Raw genomic sequence first — 24,025 nt, 5'->3', positions numbered from 1 at the left:
TTTTAATTTATTTTTGTTATAAAATAGGCAGTTTTATGTTTAATTGCATAAATTACCAGCATAAGAAGGCTAAAACTGATTTAAACGTGAATATATGCGCCCTATCGCGTTGCAATTGTTAACAAACCAGCAAATTTATAACATACCACTAGTTTTAATTCTTATAAGTACTTATGCATAAATCAATTATCTTTGCATCTTTTTTTAGCGCTTCATTTAGTGTTTTATGTGCGACTCAACCCATTGAACTACCTTACATCCCTCAGCCAGCTAAAGTAGACGGAAAACTTGATGAGCCAAGTTGGCAACAAGCTAAAAAAATTGTTATTGATAATGTGACTTGGCCTTATGAGAATACTCAAAGCCCTGTCACAACCTATGCATATGTCTATGAAGATGGTGAAACACTTTATATAGGCTTTGACGCACAGGACGCAAACCCTGAACAAATTCGTGCATTTTACCGCGACCGAGATGCTGCCTGGGATGATGATTTAGTCGGATTGAAAATCGACTCATATAATAACTCCCAGCTTGCGTATCAATTTTTTATTAACCCGCTCGGCGTTCAACAAGATTCTATTGAAAATGAACTCACTAAACGTGAAAGTGCTTCGTGGGATGGTATTTGGGATAGCGTAGGCGTGGTTCATGAAAGCGGTTATACAGTTGAGGTCGCTATTCCACTGCGTGTACTTAATTTTGATGACAGCATAACAACAAAAACTATGGCAATGGAGTTTTTACGTTTTTTACCTCGAAGTGAACGTTTGCGTATTTCGAGTATGCAGATAGATCATGGAAATAATTGTTGGATTTGCCAAATGCCTAGTTACAACGGTTTTGAACAAGCAAAGCAAGGCAATAATATTGCTGTGATACCCTCAATCGTAGCCGGGAAAAATGAAAACCGTGATATTGATGCTTCGAAAGCTGGCGAATGGCAATCAGAACAAAACACCGAAGTAAGTCTCGACTTAAAGTGGGGTATCACCCCTGATATAACTCTTAATGCCACAATAAACCCTGATTTTTCTCAAGTCGAAGCGGATGTTGCACAATTAAGTGTTAATAATAATTTTAGTTTGTTTTTCCCAGAGAAACGGGCATTCTTTTTAGATAATGCTGACTATTTCGCTTCGACACTGAATCTCATACACACTCGTAATATTGCACAACCAGACTATGGAGCGAAGATTACGGGCAGTAAAAGTGGGCATACCTTCGCAGGGTTTATTGCTAATGACAGCCAAACAAACGTCCTCATACCCGGTAATTTGGGCTCTTCCCTTGTCACCCTTGATAGCAAAAGTGAAAATGCCGCAATGCGTTATCGCTATGATTTTGAATCCGACTTGTCACTCGGCTCTACCATTACCCACCGCCAAAGTGATGATTACAACAATAGCGTATTGAGTATCGATAGTAAGTATAAGCCAACCGTTAACGATACTTTTTTAGTGCAAGTTTTACAGTCTGAAACGCAATACACTGAGGCATTTATTAATGCGTTGTGTGATGGTGATAGCTGCTTAACTGCTAACACAGAACCATGTGAAATTAATCAAGATTGTGATTTCAATGAAGGCGTACTACGTGTGCTTGATCAACAAAAGCAATCAGGCAATGGTTACTTTGTTAAGTATGAACACGACGAGAAGTATTGGCGAGCATTTGCCGATTACCAATATCGAGATGCTGATTTACGTGCTGACTTAGGCTTTATTTCTCAAGTAGATTTTCAAAAATTCACGACTGGCGGTGAATATCGCTGGTATGGTGAAGAGCATAACTGGTGGAATCGTGCTAACTGGTATGCAGATTGGGATATTACTCACAACGAAAATAATGAGTTACTAGAAAAAGAAGTTCAAACAAGCTTTTCAGTCAATGGGCCGATGCAAAGTTACTTTGAACTGTCCGTAGAACATCGAAACCGTACAGGGCTTCGCCATGATAAGTCACGCCTAGATATAGAGAGCAACACCGACTTATTCAGCGAAAATGGGATTGGGCTATACAGTAACTTTAAGCCAAAAGCAGGATTATTTGCATCTCTCTATATGTACACAGGAAATGCCGTAGATCTGGCTAATAACCGTGTAGGCAATAAGTTGAAAATTCGCCCAATTTTGAATATGAATTTGAGTAAGCATTTTGAAGTACGCCTTCGCCATACCTATGAAACACTCGATGCGAATGGAAGTGAGGTCTTCACTGCTAACTTAAGCGATGTACGTTTTACCTATCAATTCAATGTTAATAGCTTTTTAAGGCTTGCTGTCATCTACACAGATCTCGAGCGTAATAAAAACAACTACATTGACGATGTAGACAGCCAATATAAAAAATTAGCCACACAATTATTGTACTCCTACAAACTAAACCCGCAAACGGTGTTCTTTGCAGGCTACTCTGACACGGGTTATCAAGATGATGACCTTTCATCAATTACTAAAGAACAACGTACTTTATTTGCTAAATTCAGCTACGCTTGGCTTTTATAATATTGCTTAGAGAGCCTTTTATTTAAGGCTCAATTTAGCTGCTAGCCACTGAGTATACCCAAGCCACCTCAAGATGCAGAATTCAGCGTTTCACAGGGGCTTAATATCAAGGCGTTACTTTGCAAGAATGGCCATCCCTTTTAAGAAGGAACAACGATGAGAGTAAGTCCCTGTGAAACGCCCAAGGGGTTGGTTTAAAAGCGATTTATACTGCGTTATTGATTTAAACAATAGAACCACTATTATTTGCAATCAATGCCTTGCCTAAATCGCTTTTAATTCCAACTGAAACTCACATCTTGAGGTGGTTTGGGTATGTAAGGCTTATGACTAAATGCTATAAGCCTATTCGCTATATGTTATAGCCAAACTTTACTTTCGTTTTTTATAGGGCAAAGTAAAGTGTCGTCATTACAGATCGAACACACATGTGATTTGATCCCGATTGAATAAATTGCTTCCAAGGGAACATTATGTCTAACATTTTTGAAGATAACTCATTAGCGATAGGTAACACACCAATCGTAAAGCTTAACCGCGTAACATCTGGAAATGTATTTGCCAAGATAGAATCTCGTAATCCAAGCTTCAGTGTGAAATGTCGTATTGGCGCATCAATGATTTGGGAAGCAGAAAAATCTGGCGTTTTAACCAAAGAAAAAGAGTTAATCGAGCCAACGTCTGGCAATACAGGTATCGCACTTGCTTTTGTTGCTGCTTCACGCGGTTACAAATTGACTTTAACCATGCCGAACACGATGAGCTTAGAGCGTCGTAAATTACTTAAAGCATTAGGTGCCAATCTTGTATTAACAGATGGTGCTAAAGGTATGAATGGCGCAATTGAAAAGGCAAAAGAAATTCAAGCAAGTGCACCTGAAAAGTATATCCTTTTACAACAATTCGAAAACCCTGCGAATCCTAAAATTCACTTTGAAACAACGGGCCCTGAAATTTTCGAGGCAATGGACGGAAAAATTGATATCTTCGTTGCAGGTGTTGGCACGGGTGGTACTATCACGGGTGTTAGCCGTTATCTAAAACTTGAAAAAGGGCTAGATATGTTATCTGTTGCTGTTGAGCCAACAAACTCACCAGTTATCAGCCAAACACTCGCTGGCGAAGAAGTTAAACCTGGTCCACATAAGATTCAAGGTATTGGTGCAGGCTTCATTCCTGGCAACCTTGATTTAGAAGTTGTTGACGCTGCTGAGCAAGTATCCAATGAAGATGCAATCTCAATGGCGCATGAGCTAATGAAAAACGAAGGTATTTTAGTGGGTATATCTTCAGGTGCAGCCGTAGTAGCTGCTAAACGTCTTGCTGAAAAGCCAGAAAATACTGATAAGAACATTGTTGTTATCTTGCCTAGTGCCACTGAGCGTTACCTTTCTAGCCCATTATTTGCTGATGAATTTTCTGAGCAAGAACTTGTACAGTAACTAATTTATTTGTATCTAGTATATAAAACCCCGCCTCCAAGCGGGGTTTTTATTTGTGCCTCTATGAAATTAAAACAAAACCCTACCCTCCATAATTAGACCACATTTGAAAGTTAGTGTTGTAAAACACATCTTCATTTTGCCTTTTTATGTATAAATTTATATACCTCATACTATTAATAGTATCTTTGCCAGCTCCAGCCCTTGAAAATGCCCAAATAGAAAATGCATTAGATAGAATAAAGAAGAGTAAAACAGCCGTAGCAGATAGAAGTTTAGATATCTTGGTAAAGCAATTTGCACACTCGTTTCAAGTTCAGATGGAATTTGCAAAGTCTCTTAGAAAAGCGAGTAATCATACGAAGGCTATTGACGTTTTAAAGCCGCTTTTAAACCTCACACAATTATCTAATAGGGAGCTATTCGCACTCCACACTGAGCTGGGGATCAACTATCGACGATCTTTATTATTGAAAAAAGCCACAACCCATTACTTATTGGCCAAAGAGATAGCGAATAAAGTTGGTGAAAAAGAGTTACTTGCCAAAGCACATACAAATCTAGGCGTGCTATATGAAACACAGAGCAACTTAGCACTGGCTATGCAAGAGCAAACTAAAGCATTGGAATTGCTTGATAAAAGCTCAAATTGGGGACTGAAAGCCAGTGTGTATTATAACCTAGGTGAAATATCTAGTCGGTTAAATAAGTTAGAGGAAGCATCATACCTTTATTCAAAAGCACTTGATAATGATAAAAAATCACATGACAAATTTAATATCGCTTCCACTCATTTAAGTTTAGCTAAAATAACAATCAAGCAAGCTAATTATCACCTTGCAATAACACAGCTAAATAACACGCTAGAGCATCTCAGTAGCATGAATGCCCCGCAGCAGCTTTCTGTGACGCATAGACTATTGTCCTTGGCTTACCTGAAAACCAATCGATTAACTAAAGCATTTAAGCACGCAGAAATAAGTATATCTTTTGCACAAAAAACAGACTCTCCGATATACAAAGTTTATGCGTTGATGCAATTATTGGAATTGTCATTAACAGAAAAAAATATACTCTTAAGTACACAAACTTTACATAAAGTTCAGGAGGAATTAGAGCATATTGATAATGAAGTACTGCTTTTAAAATACCATAGATACAGTGCTCTACTATTTGAATTAACCGGTGATTTTGGAAAAGCAATACAGCATTTAAAGAAAGTTGACTCCTATCACAACACTATTCAAGTAAACTATTTAAATGAGGCTACTACGCGTTATATGAAACAAGTAGATTCACTTGTACAAAGACAAAAGCTTATAACCTCTGAGCAAAATAATATTGTCAGTCAAGCTAAATTGGAAACACAAAAGTTAGAAAGAAAAATATGGTTACTAGCATACTCAATTGTATTTATACTCTGTGTTTTGATCATTACCCTTTACTATATAAAACATAGGAAAGCTCAGTATAAAGCTAGGCTTTATCAATCCAGCTTGGATTTAAAAGACAAAATGTTAGCCGACATTTCTCATGAATTAAGAACCCCTTTGAGTGTCCTCAAACTGAACATCGAAGGCCTAGAGCATAATTTGCAAGAAGATAAGTCTCTTGCTTACCAAAAAATTAATGACAAAATTGGCCAGCTCAATAACTTGATCAGTAATGTTTATCAATTATCGCAAGTAGATAATGCAACAATGAATTTAAACAACCAAAGCTATTGTATTGTTAATTTATTTAAAACCTATTCTGAAGACCTTGAATCAATGGCTGAAAATAAAGGCCTAACATTTATCTTAGACAACTCAGTTTCTCACTCACAAAGCATTTTTATTGATAAGCATAAACTCGACCAAATTATTTATAATTTATTTAAAAATGCTTGTTTGTATACCGATAGTCCAGGGTTAGTTAGATTAAAAATCCACCTCAATCCTTCACAACTTTTTATTCAAGTTGATGATAGTTCTCCTGGCGTCTCAGAACCACACATTGAACATTTATTCGAACGCCTCTACAGGGTCGAAGATACGCGGGCAAAATCTATAGACGGATCAGGCCTTGGACTCTCAATATGTGCCAGTTTGATAAAGCTTATGCAAGGATCCATTAAAATAAAACAAGGGAAGCACGGAGGGCTATGCGTGAGGGTTTTACTCCCATTAAAAACTTAAAAAGCAATATAAATTAAGTGCTTATCCATTTTTCATCCATATTTAATTGTTTAAATATAACAATACAGTGATGGAGAAACGACATGACACAGCAAGCATTAAAACACCGAGATTGGGTAAAAATCATTGATAGTCGGCACAGAGAAAGTTCAGTCAAAAAAAAGAAAACAATGTTAGAACTATTAGCTTGTTATTTAATGTGCACTGCAGCTCTAGGATCATCACTTTTAATACTATCCAGCTTTATAAAACCAAACAAGCAAGCAGAGCTGTCTCTTCAAGAAAAGCAAATTATTCAGCAATATTTCAGCACAAAAGTCAGAGCTGGAAAATGGTACCTCAGCCACTCAGATTTTAATGGTAATGAGATTAATATTTATATCAACTTACCTGAGCTCCTTCCCATAGAAGAGCCCTACCTTAGTAAATATATTCAACAAACTTTATGCCCATCAAGTGAAGAACGAGAATCAAGCAGAATAAAAGATCATAGCCTATTGATAAATTTATTTACCGGCCCAGAAGCCAAGATTATGCAAAGTGCGAGATGTAATATTTGAGTATTCTGAGGTGAACAATAATTTCTAACTGAGCAATAAAAAAGCCAGCATTCATAAATACTGGCTTTTTCATTTATTAATAAGCTAACTTATTTCATCTTTATTGAAGCAATAGCCGGCCCCGTAAACAGAACCGACTATTTTAGGAGAGAAGTTTAAGCATTTAATCTTTTTTCTAATGTTTTTGATATGACTATCAATCACCCTGTCGGTGATCTCTAAGTTACAAGGTTGCACATACTCAAGTATATACTGCCTTGAGAAAACGCGGCCTGGTGATTTATATAGAAGCGAAAAAATGTCAAACTCAACTTTAGTTAAAGCAAGTAACTTGCCTTTCAACTTTACAGTTAATTGCTCATCGTTCACCACGATGACTGGCTCCGCCTCTTCAATACATACACTTTGCTTTTGCGAGCACCGACGTAATATAGCCTTCACTCGCATCACTAATTCGGCTGCACTAAAAGGTTTACACACATAATCATCAGCCCCCAACTCGAGCCCTTTGAGCCGGTCTGCTTCAGCAACTTTAGCAGTAACCATAATGACAGGGACTAACGAAAAAAGTCGAATCTCCCTTAGGCACTCGGTACCATTCTGGTTAGGGAGCATTACGTCCATTATGATTGTATCGGGTTTATTTTCTTTTACCCAAGAGACAACTTTTGAACCATCATCGATATGTGTTGATTTAAAACCTGCCGCTTTAAAAAAAAGCATTACTTGATGTGCTATATCTATATCATCTTCAACAATTAAAACGTGATGCATAAATGAGCCTGTTTATTTTATTTGAATTGCTTTTAAATGCTTTTTTATCGAGCACCTAAAAGTTAATGATAGTGTTTCATCAAATAATAACATTGATAATACTTCATCGATATCATCACAACTTTCCAACTCACAAAGTAAATCCTGCTCTATGGGTGTTGCTGACTTGATAAAACCGAGAGTCGATAGTTTTGTATAAGAAACAGACATACCTAAGTGCTCTATCCATATAAGTTTGCACCAAAAAAACTATTTTGGTTTTGAGTTCTAATTTAACTATTACAACTCAACATTGTGGAGAGAATATGGATAATTCATTGGATATTACTTATTCAAATATAACGGCAAAGTAATGAGAACAGTGATCCCCCCTAGTTCACTTTTAGATGCTCTGATTGTCCCTCCATGTAGCGAGATTATTTTTCGGCTTATCGCCAATCCTAAACCAGAACCTCCTGATTCTCTGCTTCTCGATTTATCACATCGATACAAACGGTCAAAGATTTTATCTAAATCATTAACACTCACGCCTGGACTAGAGTCACTAAGGCGTATAATCAAATTATCATTGAGGACTTCGCCACAAAACTCGACTTTACCCGGTAAATCTGTGTAATTAATACTATTTCGTGCCAAATTATAAATAACCTGGTTTAATTTATGAACATCGATTGATACAACAGTATTTAACTGGATTTTAAACTGACTTTTAAATGATAACCCTGCTGTAGTCACTAACAATTCGATGTCTTTTGAGCAGTTTGAAACAAGTTCATTCGCATCACAATGAACCCTCTGTAACTCTAGATAACCACTATCAGCCTGAGCTAGCTCATATATATCGGAAATTAACTTATTTAGACTATCTAACCTGACATGTAAAAGCTTATATGTTGCTTCTGGGTTATCTATCAAGTTATGCTCTAATGACTCTATATTCAATTTTAATACTGTCAAAGGTGTACGAAGCTCATGTGATACATCCGCTAGTAATTGGTCCTTCATCATAATCGAATTATTTAATATCGTCGCTTCTTGCTGAGCTAACTTACGTTTTTGTCTGTAAAGTAAATACAAACCAATGAAACTAAATAGGAATATCAATGCCACACCAGCTATATAAAACATATACTGTTGATTTTTTATTTTATTAATTTCTTGCTCCGCTTTAATTTCAGCTAATTCAATCCGAGATGTTTGGTATTGTGCTTGTGCTGCTAAACCTAAGGCCCGAGAGTTTGTCTCATTCTCCATTTTATCTGTTAGAAGAGTATATGACGCACTTTTCATAGCAAATGCTTCCTCAAAGCGAGCTAATTGACTATAAACGGTGGCCAGTAGATTAGTTAGTGTATGCTTAGAGCTCTGCTCAACGCCATCAGTGTGCAGCTTGTTTAAAACCTTTAGGGCTTTTAAGTTATCATTGTTTCCTATAAGCGCTTTGCCATAAGATAATGATAGCTGTTGATATAGTATCTTACTTTCAACTGGATCCAAGGTCTCAAATACCTCTTCAAAAAGAGCGATAGCTTCTACATGTTGATTTTTAAGTACAAGTAACTCAGCCTGGTTTCCTTTTGTCCATGCAATATTCCTCACACTTTTTAACTCAATGAAAAGCGCCAGGGCTTCATCCAAATACTCGGGGACTTCTTCATATCTTTCAAGAGCCATTAACTGTTGGCTTATTTTAATTAAGTCCGACCCAACATAGTTAAAAAACTGTGTTTTTTTATCATACTTATAAGCATTTAAATAAGCAGCGAGACTTTTTTCATGATCTTTTAAACCCGCGTAGCTTTTACCGATACTGTAATATAACTGTCCATACCAATCCTCAGGGGCTTCAGCTTGATTCGTTACATAGTCTAAAAGATCTAACTGAATTTTTAGCGCTTTTCCTGGTAACATAAGATCATTGTATATGGTCGCTTCAGCATTATAAGCTGCCATGGTAACAGGTGTATTGTTAGCCATAGTTGCAGCAGTTTTTGCTCTCTCTACAGCTTGGATTGCTTCACTATAATTACCACTTCCTTTAAGCGCAAAAGAATAAAACCGTAAAGTATGACTTAGCATCCGATGGTCTTTACTCTTTTCAAAAAATGTAACTGCTTGTTTAAAATTTTGTTGTGCTGATATGTACTGCCCCAGGTTTAGAGATAAATCTCCACGAGTAATAAATAGTTTTCCCTGATATTCCAAACTTTGATACCGAGTAAGTAACTCTTCGAGCTGATTTAGGTAATCATCTACTTTAGAAAAGTGACCTAGCTTATTGAACAACAGTGCAACTTTGTGAAGGACGTAAGCACGTTGCTCATCAGTCAGTTCTATTTCGAGCAAACTTTCTCCATGTTGAGCCAGTATTTCTTTATCTGGTTGTTCCTCTATTGCTGCTACAAACGAATCAAAGTGAGTTGCATCATTTGCAAATATTACCGGAGCTGTAAATACACATAGAACTAAAGCTAGCTTAATCAATAATTTCATTTATTTTGCAAATCCGCACTGTAAATTATTTTATTGATTTAATAATAACAGTTTGCAATACATAATTCTGTTTATAATAAAAAAGCAAGCCAGATGGCTTGCTTTTTAAAGTCAAAGAGGTGCGAAACTTACACCTTTAAGTAATCCATAATCCCTTCAGCAGCGTTACGCCCCTCGAAGATTGCAGTTACTACTAAATCTGAGCCGCGAACGATATCGCCACCAGCAAAGATTTTTGGATTTGTGGTTTGATGAGTAAATTCACCCTGCTCTGGTGCGGTAATGCCGCCCCAGTGGTTAATTTCAACATCGTATTTTTCTAACCAATCCATTTTGTGTGGTTTAAAACCAAATGCCATAAGTACTTGGGTCGCTTCAATAACATGCTCCGACCCTGGTACTACTTCAGCGCGGCTACGGCCGTTCTCATCAGGTTCACCCATCTGCGTTTTAACCATTCTTACGCCAGCAACATGGCCTTTGTCGTCAAGTTCAATACCAGTAGGCTGCACATTAAAGGTAAATTCAACACCTTCTTCTTTGGCATTTTTAACTTCACGCTTTGAACCTGGCATGTTTTCTTCATCACGACGATATGCACAAATAACTTTGTCAGCACCTTGACGAATCGATGTACGTACACAGTCCATCGCAGTATCACCACCACCAAGAACAACCACTTTTTGCTTCGCCATATCGATATATGCTTGGTTCTTCTCATCATAGCCCATTACACGGTTTGTGTTACCAATTAAAAACGGCAGTGCATCATGTACACCCGGCGCATCTTCATTTTCAAGACCAGCACGCATACTTTGGTAGGTACCCACGCCCAAAAACACTGCGTCGTAATCAGCTAAAATATCGTCCATGGTGATATCCACACCCACTTCAACATTGAGCTTAAACTCAACGCCCATTTCAGTGAATATTTCGCGGCGTTTTTGCATCACTTCTTTTTCAAGTTTGAATGAAGGGATACCAAAGGTTAAAAGCCCGCCAATTTCAGGGTGACGATCAAATACCACTGGCTTTACACCATTACGCACGAGGATATCTGCACAACCAAGTCCCGCAGGCCCTGCACCAATAATCGCTACTTTTTTATCTGTCCATGTCACATAGGACATGTCAGGCTTCCAGCCCATTTTAAATGCCGTGTCAGTAATATATTTTTCGATATTACCTATTGTCACTGCACCAAACTCTTCATCTAACGTACATGAACCTTCACATAACCTGTCTTGTGGGCAAACACGGCCACACACTTCAGGTAAGCTGTTAGTACGGTGAGACAGCTCTGCTGCCTCTAATATACGGCCGGTACGAATTAACTTTAACCACTGCGGGATATAGTTATGTACTGGGCATTTCCACTCACAATATGGGTTACCACAATCTAAGCAACGATCAGCTTGTGAGTTCACTTGCTTTTCTGAAAAGGGCTCATAAATTTCAACAAACGATTTTTTACGTGACGATATAGGCTTTTTACGTGGATCAACACGCTGCACGTCTATAAACTGATATACATTCTCGCTCATACTACCCCCTTACTGTGCTTGAACACGAAGTTCTGCACTACTGCGAGCGCGATGCCCGAGTAAACTTTTTACATCACTTGATTTTGGTTTGACTAATTTGAACTTAGGTAAATATGTTTCAAAGTCCGCTAAGATACCTTCTGCGCGGCTTGACCCTGTTAACTCTAAATGCTCTGCAATTAATCCACGTAAATGTTCTTGATGTGAGCTAAGTTCATCGAGTAGTACAACCTCGACTAGCTCTGGGTTAATGCGTTTTTCAAAATCACTTCGCTCATCTAATATATAAGCAAAACCACCGGTCATACCTGCACCAAAGTTGACACCAACATTACCAAGTACACACACAACACCACCGGTCATATATTCACAACCGTTATCGCCAAGCCCTTCTACAACAGCTTGTACACCTGAATTACGAACAGCAAAACGTTCACCAGCACACCCTGCTGCAAATAATTTACCGCCTGTTGCACCATATAAGCAGGTATTGCCTGCAATTGTGGCTTTGTGACTTTCGAATGATGAACCAAGCGGAGGGCGAATCACCAATTTTCCACCAGCCATACCTTTTCCAACATAGTCATTGGCATCGCCAACGAGTGTCATTTCTAAGCCACCCGCGTTCCATACACCAAATGATTGACCAGCTGTGCCATGTAATTCAATTGATACAGGATCAGCGGCCATACCTTGGTTGCCATGTCTATCGGCGATATACCCCGATAACATCGCCCCAACAGAACGGTCAGTATTACAAATGCGATTAACCAGGGAAATACCCGTACTTTCATCGATTGCTTGTTTTGCTTTTTCAAGCAGCGTTTCGTTTAACTTACCCTGGTAATGTGACGTATTTGGCGCACTGCAATAAAGCGTTTCACCCGTTGGGTTATTTGGCTGAGCAATGACAGATGATAAATCAATCTTTTGTTGCTTCGCAGTTTTGCCTTCAATCGCTTCAAGTAAATCTAAACGACCAATTAAATCGGTTAAATGGGCAACACCTAAGCTTGCCATGATTTCACGCGCTTCTTGTGCAATAAACTTAAAGTAGTTCATCGCCATTTCTGGCAAACCATGGTAATGCTTTTGACGCAATGTATCGTCTTGCGTTGCAACACCTGTCGCACAATTGTTTAAGTGACAAATACGAAGATACTTACACCCTAGTGCAACCATAGGTCCTGTACCAAAACCAAAGCTCTCAGCACCTAAAATAGCCGCTTTAATGATGTCTAAACCTGTTTTTAAACCACCATCGGTTTGCAAGCGAATACGATGACGTAAGCCATTTTCAACAAGCGCTTGTTGAGTCTCTGCAAGACCTAGCTCCCATGGACTACCCGCATACTTAACGGATGTTAATGGGCTTGCACCAGTACCACCATCGTAGCCAGAAATTGTAATTAAATCAGCATAGGCTTTAGCAACACCCGTGGCAATCGTGCCCACTCCAGGCTCTGATACCAACTTCACAGAGATTAACGCGTTAGGGTTAACCTGCTTCAAATCAAAAATCAGTTGCGCTAAATCTTCAATAGAGTAAATGTCATGATGTGGAGGAGGTGAAATTAACGTTACTCCCGGAACGGAATAACGAAGTTTTGCAATATAAGGAGTCACTTTCTCTCCTGGTAATTGACCACCTTCACCCGGTTTTGCCCCTTGCGCTACTTTAATTTGAATAACATCAGCACTGCGTAAGTAATGCGGTGTTACACCAAACCGGCCAGAGGCAACCTGCTTGATACGTGAGTTTTTCTCAGTACCGTAGCGTAATTTATCTTCACCACCCTCACCCGAGTTCGAACAACCGCCTAAACGGTTCATCGCAATCGCAAGTGCTTCATGTGCTTCTGGTGATAATGCACCTATACTCATCGCCGCCGAGTCAAAACGTTTATAAAGCTCGGTCGCAGGCTCTACATCATCAATACTGATGCCCTCTGCCGGCAATTTTAGTGCTAACATATCGCGCAATGTAGAAATTGGGCGTTTGTTAACTAAATCTGCATACACACTGTAATCAGTATATTCACCTGAACGCACGGCTTTTTGCAGAGTTTGAATCACATCAGGGTTGTAAGCATGATATTCGCCGCCATGAACGTATTTTAATAAACCGCCATGGCTTAATAACTTACGCTTACTGTGCGCTAACTTGTGTAATTTGCGTTGGTCTTCATCAAAGTCGCTAAAACAGGCACCTTGAATACGACTTGTCACACCGTAAAAGCAGGTATCAACTACCGAATTTGACAGACCTACGGCTTCAAACAACATAGAACAACGGTACGAAGCGACGGTACTAATACCCATCTTCGACATAATCTTGTAAAGACCTTTGTTTATCGCATTACGATAAGCAAGTGTAACTTCACAATAGCTTTTATTGATTATCTTAGCGTCACTCATTGCAACCAGTGATTCATAGGCAAGATATGGATAGATTGCCGTTGCACCAAAGCCAATTAATACCGCGAATTGATGTGCATCACGAACGCTACCCGTTTCAATAATGATATTTGATTCACAACGTAAATTATTATCTACAAGACGTTTTTGAACTGCACCCACCGCCATTGCAGCTGGGATTGGCAGTTTGGTCTCATCAAAGTTACGATCACTTAAAAACAGCATGACACAGCCACCAGCTGCTTTTTCTTGCGCTTCATCACAAATACGGGCGACTGCATCTGCGAGCCCTTCTTCTTCGCTGTAAGTAATGTCAATTTTACAATAGCTATAATGTGCCTGGTCGGCGCTGAGTAACTGTTGCATGTCTGCGTACATTAAAATAGGGGTATCAAATTGTAAGCGTTTAGCATGACCCGTAGTTTCGTTAAATACGTTTTGTTCACTTCCAATACAAGTCGCCAGAGACATAACGTGATTTTCACGAAGTGGATCGATAGGCGGATTGGTTACTTGCGCAAACTTTTGGCGGAAATAATCAAACACCGAACGGTTACCCTCAGACAATACGGCGAATGGTGTATCGTCCCCCATAGAGCCCGTTGCTTCTTGACCAATTTCGCCCATTACACGAACGACGCTATCTAATTCCTCATTGGTAAAACCAAACATTTTTTGGTACTTAAGCAATGTTTCATCATCAAAAGAACGATTTCCCGCGTCTTTTTCTGCTAATTTTTCAAACGGGGTTAAACGCTTAACATTTTCTTCAAGCCAAGCCTTGTAAGGGTGACGTGCTTTCAAATCTTGATCGATTTCATCAGAGTGCCAAATCTTGCCTAAGTGTGTGTCAATAACGAGAAGTTCCCCCGGACCAACACGGCCTTTTTCGACCACTTCATCTGCAGTGTAATCCCAAATACCCACTTCTGAGGCAAGTGTAATAAAACCGTCTTGTGTGATCACATAACGCGCAGGACGCAAACCGTTACGGTCTAGATTACATGCCGCAAAACGACCATCAGACATAACGATACCCGCAGGGCCATCCCATGGTTCCATGTGCATTGAGTTGAAATCATAAAATGCGCGTAAGTCTTCATCCATGGCTCGGTTTTTTTGCCATGCCGGTGGCACAAGCATTCGCATTGCACGGAATAGATCCATACCACCTGCTAAAAACAGCTCAAGCATATTATCTAAGCTTGATGAATCCGAACCAGTCTCATTAACAAATGGCGCGGCGGTTTGTAGATCTGGAATAAGTGGCGAGGCAAACTTGTACGAGCGCGCACGCGCCCATTGGCGATTACCTTGAATCGTGTTGATTTCGCCATTGTGCGCTAAATAACGAAATGGTTGCGCAAGCGGCCAACGAGGCTGTGTATTTGTTGAAAAGCGTTGATGAAAAACACAAATCGCGCTGGTCATGCGAATATCAGCTAAGTCTAAATAAAAGTTAGGTAAATCTACCGGCATCATCAAGCCTTTGTAGATAGTGACTAACCCAGATAGACTTGCAATGTAAAAGCCTTCATCATTGCTTAAGCGTTTTTCAGCACGGCGACGCGCTACATATAAACGACGCTCTAAATCTTTTGGGCGCCAACCCTCTGGTGCATTAACAAAAATTTGCTCAAAATTTGGCAGCTGCTTTTTTGCAATTGGCCCCAAGCATGAAGCATCCGTAGGTACAACACGCCAGCCTTGAATATTAAGGGTTTCTTTTTCGAGTTCTTCTCTCAATACATCTTTCGCAGTTTGCGCAAGCACGGGATCTGAATTTAGGAAAATCATACCTACAGCATAATTTTTTCCTAAGTGCCAATTTTGCTCATTGGCGATTGCGCGGAAAAAACTGTCTGGTTTTTGTAATAATAAACCACAGCCATCGCCTGTTTTACCATCAGCAGAAATACCGCCACGGTGTTCCATACGATCAAGACCTGTGATCGCCGTTCTTATTAAGCGATGACTAGCCTGACCATTAACTTGGGCTATCAAGCCAAAGCCACAATTATCTTTTTCTAATTTTGAGTCGTATAACATAGACCCCTCCCCTTGCTACAACAGCTAGCTATTAAAGACCTTCTTGACGGTTTGCTAGCAGACAGTCAAAACTATCGCCAATTGTACACAGAGTCAATAGCATGATGAATACATATTCACATTCTTGAATATTTCTCACGCAAGTACAATCTTTTTATTTCGTGCCATTTTTTAACATTTAGCGAAGAAACACCCATTATTTTTTTATGACACTGGTGTCAAATTTAACAACTTGTAAAAAAAGCAGTTTAAAAAGCACAGTTTACGTAAACGTAAACCAGCCATAAAGTGAATAAATATTCACTATCGAATTCAGTGATAATCACCATGTAGTGTCACCTTTACGTTGGTTTGTTACTTATGTGGACTGCTTAACTTAAGTGATCTGTCAATCTATCACTCATCACGCTAGGCCTTTCAAGCTGCATAAAACAGACAGAAATGCATAAATAGCGCAGCAGCTGACCTTTTTTACACAATTGCTTTGTAGAGTTAACCCTAAGGGAAGGCAAAAATTTCATATGTCCGCTGCGGACACTTTTTCTGTCCGCGGACACATAAGAACGGAACGTGATTGATTTTTAAATCTAAAAATCAACAACTTAAAACTTGGCACGGTAATCGAATATAAAGATTACGTTATTAATAGGACACCATTATGTTTATTCTCAGTTTGTTTTTAGTTTCACCAATAACCGTGTTTGCAGTGAGCTTAATGATTACATACTTCGAAAAATAGATTTAAAAAGAAGGAAGCCCCATGATAAAAGATACGAGTGCACAGGACAGCTCTGTTGTTCAAACTAAAAACTATAAAAAACCTATCATCGTTGTCGCTACCATTATGTCTTTTGTCGCATTATGTGCCCAGGCATTCATGGGTAATGAAAAAGGGACGATTTCTGTAGATAAAAATACCGTGCGTATCGCCCCCGTGACACTCGCTACTCTAGTAAGGGATGTATCGGCCAGTGGTAAAGTTGTTGCTGCAAGTGCACCTAAGGTGTACAGCCCTGAACGAGGCTATGTAGATTTGCGTGTAAAAGCAGGTGATAGCGTCAACAAAGGTGCAATCATCGCTATTGTTGATAGCCCAGAACTCACCAATGAATTAAAGCAGCAACAATCTGTGTTGGTGCGCCTTGATGGTGAGCTAAGGCGTAAACACCTAGAAGCTCGCAGACAGAAACTCAGCTTAACTAAAGCACTCGATCTCGCGCAAGTTGAACTCAATGCTGCTGACAGAGAAAACCGCCGCGCTAAACTGTCAATTTCCAAAAATTTAATTAGCCAAATTGATTTAGAAAAAGCAGTCGATGACTTAGCTCGCGCCAAGCTTTCATACAAACATGCCGAGCAAGAAGTCGCGTTAGCGAAGGACACATTAACATTTGAACTTCAAGCTGCTGAACAAGATTTAGGGCGCCAACAGCTTATCGTCGACGATCTGAATCGCCAAGTCGGCAATCTCACTATTGAAGCCAGTGTCTCTGGCATCGTCGGGAATTTACTAGTACAACAAAAAGAAGCCGTTACGCAAAGCCAACCGCTAATGACTTTAGTCGATTTAAGTAACTTTGAAGCAGAACTGCAGGTCCCTGAAAGTTATGCCAATGAACTAGGCCTAGGAATGACAGTAGAGCTAATATTAGGGGCTAACAAAGTAATTGGTACGCTCAGCGCAATTTCACCTGAAGTTAATAACAGAGAAGTCACCACACGTGTCAGATTTAATAAAGAACTCACCGGTATTCGACAGAATCAACGATTGACCGCCCGTATTTTGCTAGAAAATCGCGATAATGTTTTGCAAGTTAAACGCGGTGCGTTCATCCAACAAGGAGGTACTCACGCTTATAAAGTCATTGGTGACTCTGCGCAACGAATAGATATTTCAATTGGGGCAACCAGTATCAATGCTGTCGAAATTATGACTGGTGTGGAGCCTGGGGATCAATTGATCATCTCAACCTATGACAATTTTAAAAAAGCATCCACCTTATTACTTCGCTAATCGCGACGTTTAAACAATAAAAGGATTATAACCATGCTAAAAATGAATAATATCAGTAAATTATACCAAACTGAAATGGTACAAACACACGCATTACGTGACTTTAATTTGCAAGTAGAAGAAGGCGAGTTCATTGCTGTAACAGGCCCTAGCGGCTCGGGGAAAACCACATTTTTAAATATCGCAGGTATGCTAGAGCCTTTTAGTAGTGGTGAATATCTGCTTGATGGGATTGATGTCGGCAAACTCAACGACAATCAACGCGCTGATGTACGTAATCAAAAAATCGGTTTTATTTTCCAAGGTTTTAACCTCATACCTGATTTAAATTTATACGAGAATATTGAAGTACCACTGCGCTATCGTGGTATTAAAAGCGCTGAACGAAAACGTCGTATCGAACAGTGCTTAGAGCAAGTTGGCCTTGCCTCACGCGCTAAACATTTACCACAACAACTTTCAGGCGGCCAACAACAGCGAGTCGCGATAGCCCGTGCCCTTGCTGGTGAGCCACGTTTTTTATTGGCCGATGAACCAACAGGTAATCTCGATAGTTTAATGGCACGACAAGTGATGGAATTGCTAGAGCAAATTAACCGCGATGGTGCAACCATTGTGATGGTAACTCATGATCCAGAGCTTGCTAGACGGGCACCGCGCAATATTCAAGTAGTCGATGGGCAACTTGCCGATTTTACCTTATATCAAGGCGCACAAAACCTTAGAAATGTTGCAGGAGCATAAGTCATGCTATTACATTACCTTGATTTAAGTTGGCGTAGTTTTAAACGCACACCATTGGTGAGCTTTTTAATGGTTTTAGCCATTGCCATTGGTATTGGCGTAACCATGACAAGTCTAAGCGTTTACCACATGATGGCGAGCGACCCAATCCCTAGTAAAAGCAGCCAACTGTTTAGCGTGCAACTGCAAATAATGGATGATGGCAATACGTGGTGGACAAACGATAATTTGCCGCTTCAGTTGACATACAAAGATGCGACCAATTTATATCGTGCTAACACTGAAGGCAAACGCTTGAGTATGCTACGTAGTGGCTTTTCTATTTATACCGACTCAGACACTGTTAAGCCTTTTAGCAAAAGTGCGCGGATGACCACGCCTGAATTTTTTGACATGTTTCAACTTGAGTTCTTGTATGGCAATAAATGGTCGCAACAGCAAGAAGAAAACGCAGCTCCTGTCGTTGTCATAAGTGAAGAATTGAATGAAAGGCTATTCGCTGGTGAAAATTCTATCGGTAATATCATTTACCTTGATAACGAAAGCTATGAAGTTATTGGCGTCACAAAGAACTGGCCTTTAGTGGTTAAGTACTACGATTTAAATAATGGTGCCTTTAATGAGCCTGAGAGCATGTTTTTACCATTTAGCCTTGTTGAAGCGAAAGAGTTTGGTAACTGGGGTAATACCAATGGCTGGAAACATGAAGACGTTAGAAGCTTTAAAGCTAAGCTACAGTCGGAGATGGTATGGGTTCAATTTTGGGTGGAATTAAACAGCGCACAGCAAAAAGAAGACTATGAAACCTTTTTAATGGCTTATATGGAAGAGCAACAAAAGCGTGGCCGTTTTAATCGTAAAGAGCTTATTTATAGCTTACGAGATGTCAACCAATGGATGGAATACAACAATGTAATCAGTGAAGACAATAAAATCTTAGTCGCCTTAAGTTTTATGTTTTTAGCCGTATGCCTAGCCAATATACTTGGCTTATTGTTAGCAAAATTTTTACGCCGCGCACCAGAAGTGGGTGTACGCCGCGCTTTAGGGGCCAGTAAGCGCCAAGTATTTTTGCAACACCTTGTTGAAGTTGCAATGCTCGGATGTTTCGGTGGTTTAATCGGTATCGTACTTGCACAATTAGGGCTGTGGGGGGTTCGTCAAAGTTATGATTATTACTCATCAATCGCCACTATGGATATCACCATGTTACTCAGTGCACCTATTATTGCAATTACAACCTGTATCTTAGCCGGACTCTATCCTGCTTGGTTAGTATGTAAAACCAACCCTGCAATTTACCTAAAGAGCCAATAGGAGCATATTATGTTAGAAATAAAACCAATTTTTCACGCGTTATGCCGTTCAAAAATAGGCGCCTTATTGCTATTGCTTCAAATTGCTATCACCACTGCGATTGTCAGTAATGCTGCATTTATAATTGAAGATAAAGTCAGCTATTTAAGTCAAGAAACAGGCTATCCTGAAGACGAAATATTTTCATTCCATGTCATGTTGTTTGGTGGTGATGTTTCTAGTCACCAGCAGTTTGAGCTGGACGAAGCAATGTTACGTGGGTTACCCGGCGTAATTGATGCCGCTTATATTAGTAATACACCACTTTCAGGCAGTGGCAGTGCATCTGACTTGAGTATTAACCCAGCTCCCGAGCCTGGGCTATCAGCCAGAACGTCTTATTTTTTTACGGATGACCATGCTTTAAATACTTTAGGACTTGAACTTGCTGCTGGGCGAAACTTCAACGAAAGTGAAGTTATTGTGACTGATAATAATGAGCAACGTGCTAATGTCACTATCATTACCCAAGCACTGGCCGATGAATTATTTCCTGATACAGATGCTGTAGGGAAAACCGTATATTTAGGTGATATTGCACTTAAAATAGTCGGCACTATCAAAAAAGCTAAAGGCCCTTGGCTCAAAGATAGCCGCCCTGATAGTGTTGCTTTAATCCCTTATATTAACCCCAATATTTCAGGTAACTTTATCGTCCGTACCGATGCCAGTCAACGTGCACAATTAACGAGTACAATTGAAGATGAGATGCTAAAAAACTATGACAAACGCGTGATTGTAAGAGTGCGAGGTTTAGATGAAGCCAAAGAAAGTTACATGGCGCAAGACACCTTAATGATGCGCATGTTAATTGTGCTCATCACTATATTAGTTCTGGTAACTGCTCTGGGTATCTTCGGCTTAACTTTATTTAATATCAGTAAGCGGACTAAACAAATTGGTACCCGTCGTGCATTGGGCGCGAGAAAGTCTGCCATCATTAGCTATTTCTTAGTTGAAAACGCCATGATTTGTAGTATTGGTTTAATCTTAGGTTGTATCGCAGCCTTATTACTTGGGCAATTGCTCATGCAACACTTTTCAATTGCCGCACTGCCAACAAGCTATATAGCAGGCACCGCAATTATGGTATTTGTAATGAGTTTACTTGCGGTATTTGGTCCAGCCAGACGTGCGGCGAATATATCCCCTAGCATTGCTACGCGAACCATATAAAGCCATTCCCAACCTGTGCTACACTGGTGTAATACCGTGTAGCATTTTAAAATAAAGATAATAAAAACAGCGATTATATTCTCATGGAAAAAATACTTATCGTTGATGATAACCCCGCTGTTTTAGAGGCGCTATCATTACTACTGGAAATTCATGACTTTGCCGTTGTGACTGCCACTAATCCATTTGAAGCCATTCAAGTGGTGCAATATCAACGTATTGTGTTGGTCATCCAAGATATGAACTTCACTGCAGACACAACCTCTGGTGAAGAAGGTAAAGCTCTTTTTTATCAATTAAGGCAACTCAATCCACACTTACCCATTATTTTAATTACCGCATGGACAGAGCTTGAAATAGCCATAGAGCTTGTTAAAGCAGGCGCCGCAGACTACCTACCCAAACCGTGGGATGATACAAAACTGCTAACGTGTGTCACTAACTTAATTGAACTTGGTAACGTTAAACAACAAAACGCGATTTATGAGCGTCATCAACAAGAGCGCGATAAAAGTATAAATGATGCAAAACTAGTCGGTTTAGTATACAAAAGCACAGCCATGGAAAATATTCTCAATATGGCTATTCAAGTAGCAAAGTCAGATGTGTCAGTTCTCATAACAGGCCCTAACGGCAGTGGTAAAGAACGCATAGCGCACATCATTCAAGCTAACTCACTATTGCATGAGCAGCCCTTCATTACGGTGAATGCTGGTGCCCTGCCAAGTGAACTTATTGAAGCCGAGTTATTCGGAGCAGAAGCAGGGGCTTACACAGGGATAACAAAACAACGTATTGGCCGCTTTGAAGCCGCCGATGGGGGCACATTATTCCTAGACGAAATTGGTAACCTCCCCCTTTCAGGACAAATGAAGTTACTCCGTGTATTACAAACTGGTGAATTTGAACGACTCGGCTCAACTCAAACACGAAAGGTCACTGTGCGCGTCATCTCAGCGACCAATGAAAACTTGGTTAACGCGATTAGACTCGGTAAGTTCAGAGAAGATTTATATTATCGTCTTAATGTTATTGAATTAAATTTACCCGGCCTTGCTGAACGTCCAGATGATATTTTGGTGCTAGCAAACCACTTTTTGAGCAACCGAGAGATCAGCGTTGAAACTGAACAAGCATTATTAGCCCATAGCTGGCCTGGCAATGTACGCGAACTCGAGAATGCATGTAAACGAGCAGCCGTTTTAAACCCAATGGGTGTGATTACTTTAGTGGACTTTGCATTGCAAAACCCCACCATAAGCAACACGGCAGTAAAAACGGAAGTGACAAAACACGATATAGAGCAAGCTATGCACCTTCATCAGGGAGTCATTGCTAAGGTTGCTAGGCAGTTTGGTATGAGTCGGCAAGCTCTTTACAGGCGCTTACAAAAATTTGAGATTGATTATTAATGAATACTAAAAAACGCTTTATCAGTATTCGTTTCCAGTTATTGATCATTAGTGCTATTGCTGCCCTCTGCCCCGTTTTATTCATATGTTGGCTTATTCATCTTCCGTGGTATTTCACTCTTGCCTTCAGTGCATTTACGCTCGTTTTTACAAGCTATCTATCTTTGCGTTTAGTCAACCCGCTATTACAAGGAATACATGCTTTAGAAACAGGCTTACTTAACTTTAAAGATGGCGAACTATCATCATTACTTGCCTATCGAAGTCATAATGAAGTAGGAAGACTATGTGATCTTTACAATCAAACAGCAAAGCAACTCCGACAAGAAAAACAATGGATTTATCAACGAGAGCTTATGTTAGATAAAGTGCTTCAAAGTTCTCCACAGGCCGTTGTTCTTAAGAATGATAGAGACTTTATCGTCTACAGTAATCACAGTGCCCGTGATTTGTTCAATGCCAAAACATCATTAGAAGGTGAACAGTTTTCCAACTTATTTGCTAATGCCCACCCTCAACTGAACAACGCATTAAAACGTGGTGTAGATGGACTGTTTACACTGGATAACCAACACCAAGAATCACAAACCTGGCATTTATCAACAGGAAAGCTATTACTTAATAATCAATTTCATACCTTGTATGTTTTTAAACAGTTAACCCGTGAATTAAGCCGACAAGAAGTCGAAGTATGGAAAAAGGTTATTCGTATTATCAGCCATGAACTTAATAACTCACTTGGCCCAATGTCCTCAATGTTACACAGCGGCAAAATACTCAGTGAAAAAGTGGATGAAGCGAGACTTACTCGTGTATTTTCAACCATTGAAGAACGCATTAAACACTTAAACGAGTTTGTTCAAGGTTATGGTAAGTTTGCCAAACTCCCACCACCACAATTTTCAAAGATAAAGTGGCCTTTATTATTCCAGCAACTGCAAAATCAATGGTCATTTAATTTATCAGAGCAAAAAGAAGTGACAACGTTTGCAGATCAAACTCAGGTTGAACAACTACTCATCAACCTGCTCAAAAATGCACATGAGTCAGGCTCTAAATCAGAACATATTGCTATCACTCTATCGCAAGATAGTAACAACACACGCATAACTGTAACCGACCAAGGCAAGGGAATGAGTGAGCAAGTGATGGCAAATGCACTGATTCCTTTTTACTCAACAAAATCAAGTGGCAGTGGTTTGGGGCTTGCATTATGTAGAGAAATCGTTGAAGCGCACCACGGCCAAATAAGTTTGCATAATCAAGCAATAGGCGGATTAAGCGTACACATTATTTTACCTAATAACACCCAATAAAAAAGTCGCTATTTAGCGACTTTTAAACATTCATTGCTATACA

General features: G+C 39.7%; 14 protein-coding genes. 10 read left to right on the top strand and 4 right to left on the bottom strand.

Going from position 1 to position 24,025, the window contains the following annotated elements:
* Positions 1–173 precede the first annotated feature (173 nt).
* The 4 genes from ATS75_RS12445 to ATS75_RS12430 all read left to right on the top strand — a co-directional run bounded on the left by ATS75_RS12445 (position 174) and on the right by ATS75_RS12430 (position 6,686).
* Positions 174–2,507, top strand: coding sequence for a carbohydrate binding family 9 domain-containing protein (locus ATS75_RS12445; RefSeq protein WP_058560743.1), 2,334 nt, complete (start codon positions 174–176; stop codon positions 2,505–2,507).
* A 473-nt stretch (positions 2,508–2,980) separates the two neighbouring features.
* Positions 2,981–3,949, top strand: a complete 969-nt coding sequence (gene cysK, locus ATS75_RS12440; protein ID WP_058560742.1) for a cysteine synthase A — start codon at positions 2,981–2,983, stop codon at positions 3,947–3,949.
* 188 nt (positions 3,950–4,137) lie between these two features.
* Positions 4,138–6,126 carry a sensor histidine kinase gene (locus ATS75_RS12435; protein WP_161936899.1) on the top strand — a complete coding sequence of 663 codons (1,989 nt, stop codon included), beginning with the start codon at positions 4,138–4,140 and terminating at the stop codon, positions 6,124–6,126.
* A gap of 83 nt (positions 6,127–6,209) precedes the next feature.
* Positions 6,210–6,686: a hypothetical protein gene (locus ATS75_RS12430; RefSeq protein ID WP_058560740.1), complete on the top strand. Its 477-nt coding sequence runs from the start codon at positions 6,210–6,212 to the stop codon at positions 6,684–6,686.
* An 84-nt stretch (positions 6,687–6,770) separates the two neighbouring features.
* On the opposite strand, the gene ATS75_RS12425 is transcribed toward ATS75_RS12430, so the two are convergent.
* The 4 genes from ATS75_RS12425 to gltB form a co-directional block, all read right to left on the bottom strand.
* Positions 6,771–7,460: a response regulator gene (locus tag ATS75_RS12425; protein WP_058560739.1), complete on the bottom strand. Its 690-nt coding sequence runs from the start codon at positions 7,458–7,460 to the stop codon at positions 6,771–6,773.
* A gap of 324 nt (positions 7,461–7,784) precedes the next feature.
* The gene (locus ATS75_RS12415; protein ID WP_058560737.1) at positions 7,785–9,953 is read right to left on the bottom strand and encodes an ATP-binding protein; all 2,169 of its coding nucleotides are present in this window, start codon (positions 9,951–9,953) and stop codon (positions 7,785–7,787) included.
* Positions 9,954–10,081: 128 nt separating this feature from the next.
* A complete protein-coding gene (locus ATS75_RS12410; RefSeq protein ID WP_058560736.1) occupies positions 10,082–11,497 on the bottom strand; it encodes an FAD-dependent oxidoreductase in 1,416 nt (471 codons plus the stop codon).
* Between the two features lie 9 nt (positions 11,498–11,506).
* Positions 11,507–15,964 (bottom strand): glutamate synthase large subunit, encoded by a 4,458-nt coding sequence (gene gltB, locus ATS75_RS12405; protein WP_058560735.1) that lies wholly within the window; start codon positions 15,962–15,964, stop codon positions 11,507–11,509.
* Between the two features lie 760 nt (positions 15,965–16,724).
* Between gltB and ATS75_RS12400 the strand changes: the two genes are divergently transcribed.
* The 6 genes from ATS75_RS12400 to ATS75_RS12375 all read left to right on the top strand — a co-directional run bounded on the left by ATS75_RS12400 (position 16,725) and on the right by ATS75_RS12375 (position 23,982).
* Positions 16,725–17,978 carry an efflux RND transporter periplasmic adaptor subunit gene (locus ATS75_RS12400; protein ID WP_058560734.1) on the top strand — a complete coding sequence of 418 codons (1,254 nt, stop codon included), beginning with the start codon at positions 16,725–16,727 and terminating at the stop codon, positions 17,976–17,978.
* Between the two features lie 33 nt (positions 17,979–18,011).
* Positions 18,012–18,722, top strand: coding sequence for an ABC transporter ATP-binding protein (locus tag ATS75_RS12395; RefSeq protein ID WP_058560733.1), 711 nt, complete (start codon positions 18,012–18,014; stop codon positions 18,720–18,722).
* A 3-nt stretch (positions 18,723–18,725) separates the two neighbouring features.
* Positions 18,726–20,039, top strand: coding sequence for an ABC transporter permease (locus ATS75_RS12390; RefSeq protein WP_058560732.1), 1,314 nt, complete (start codon positions 18,726–18,728; stop codon positions 20,037–20,039).
* Between the two features lie 9 nt (positions 20,040–20,048).
* On the top strand, positions 20,049–21,254 hold the full coding sequence (locus tag ATS75_RS12385; protein WP_058560731.1) for an ABC transporter permease: 1,206 nt from the start codon (positions 20,049–20,051) through the stop codon (positions 21,252–21,254).
* Positions 21,255–21,337: 83 nt separating this feature from the next.
* Positions 21,338–22,666 (top strand): sigma-54-dependent transcriptional regulator, encoded by a 1,329-nt coding sequence (locus ATS75_RS12380; protein WP_058560730.1) that lies wholly within the window; start codon positions 21,338–21,340, stop codon positions 22,664–22,666.
* Positions 22,666–23,982: a sensor histidine kinase gene (locus ATS75_RS12375; protein ID WP_058560729.1), complete on the top strand. Its 1,317-nt coding sequence runs from the start codon at positions 22,666–22,668 to the stop codon at positions 23,980–23,982. The genes ATS75_RS12380 and ATS75_RS12375 overlap by 1 nt, the downstream gene beginning before the upstream one ends.
* The last annotated feature ends 43 nt before the right edge of the window (positions 23,983–24,025 follow it).

Source organism: Pseudoalteromonas sp. H105, from assembly GCF_001469215.1.
In the GTDB taxonomy this organism is placed as follows: domain Bacteria; phylum Pseudomonadota; class Gammaproteobacteria; order Enterobacterales; family Alteromonadaceae; genus Pseudoalteromonas.
Note: the sequence above shows the minus strand (reverse complement) of the source record. Positions and strands in the feature narration are given on the sequence as shown.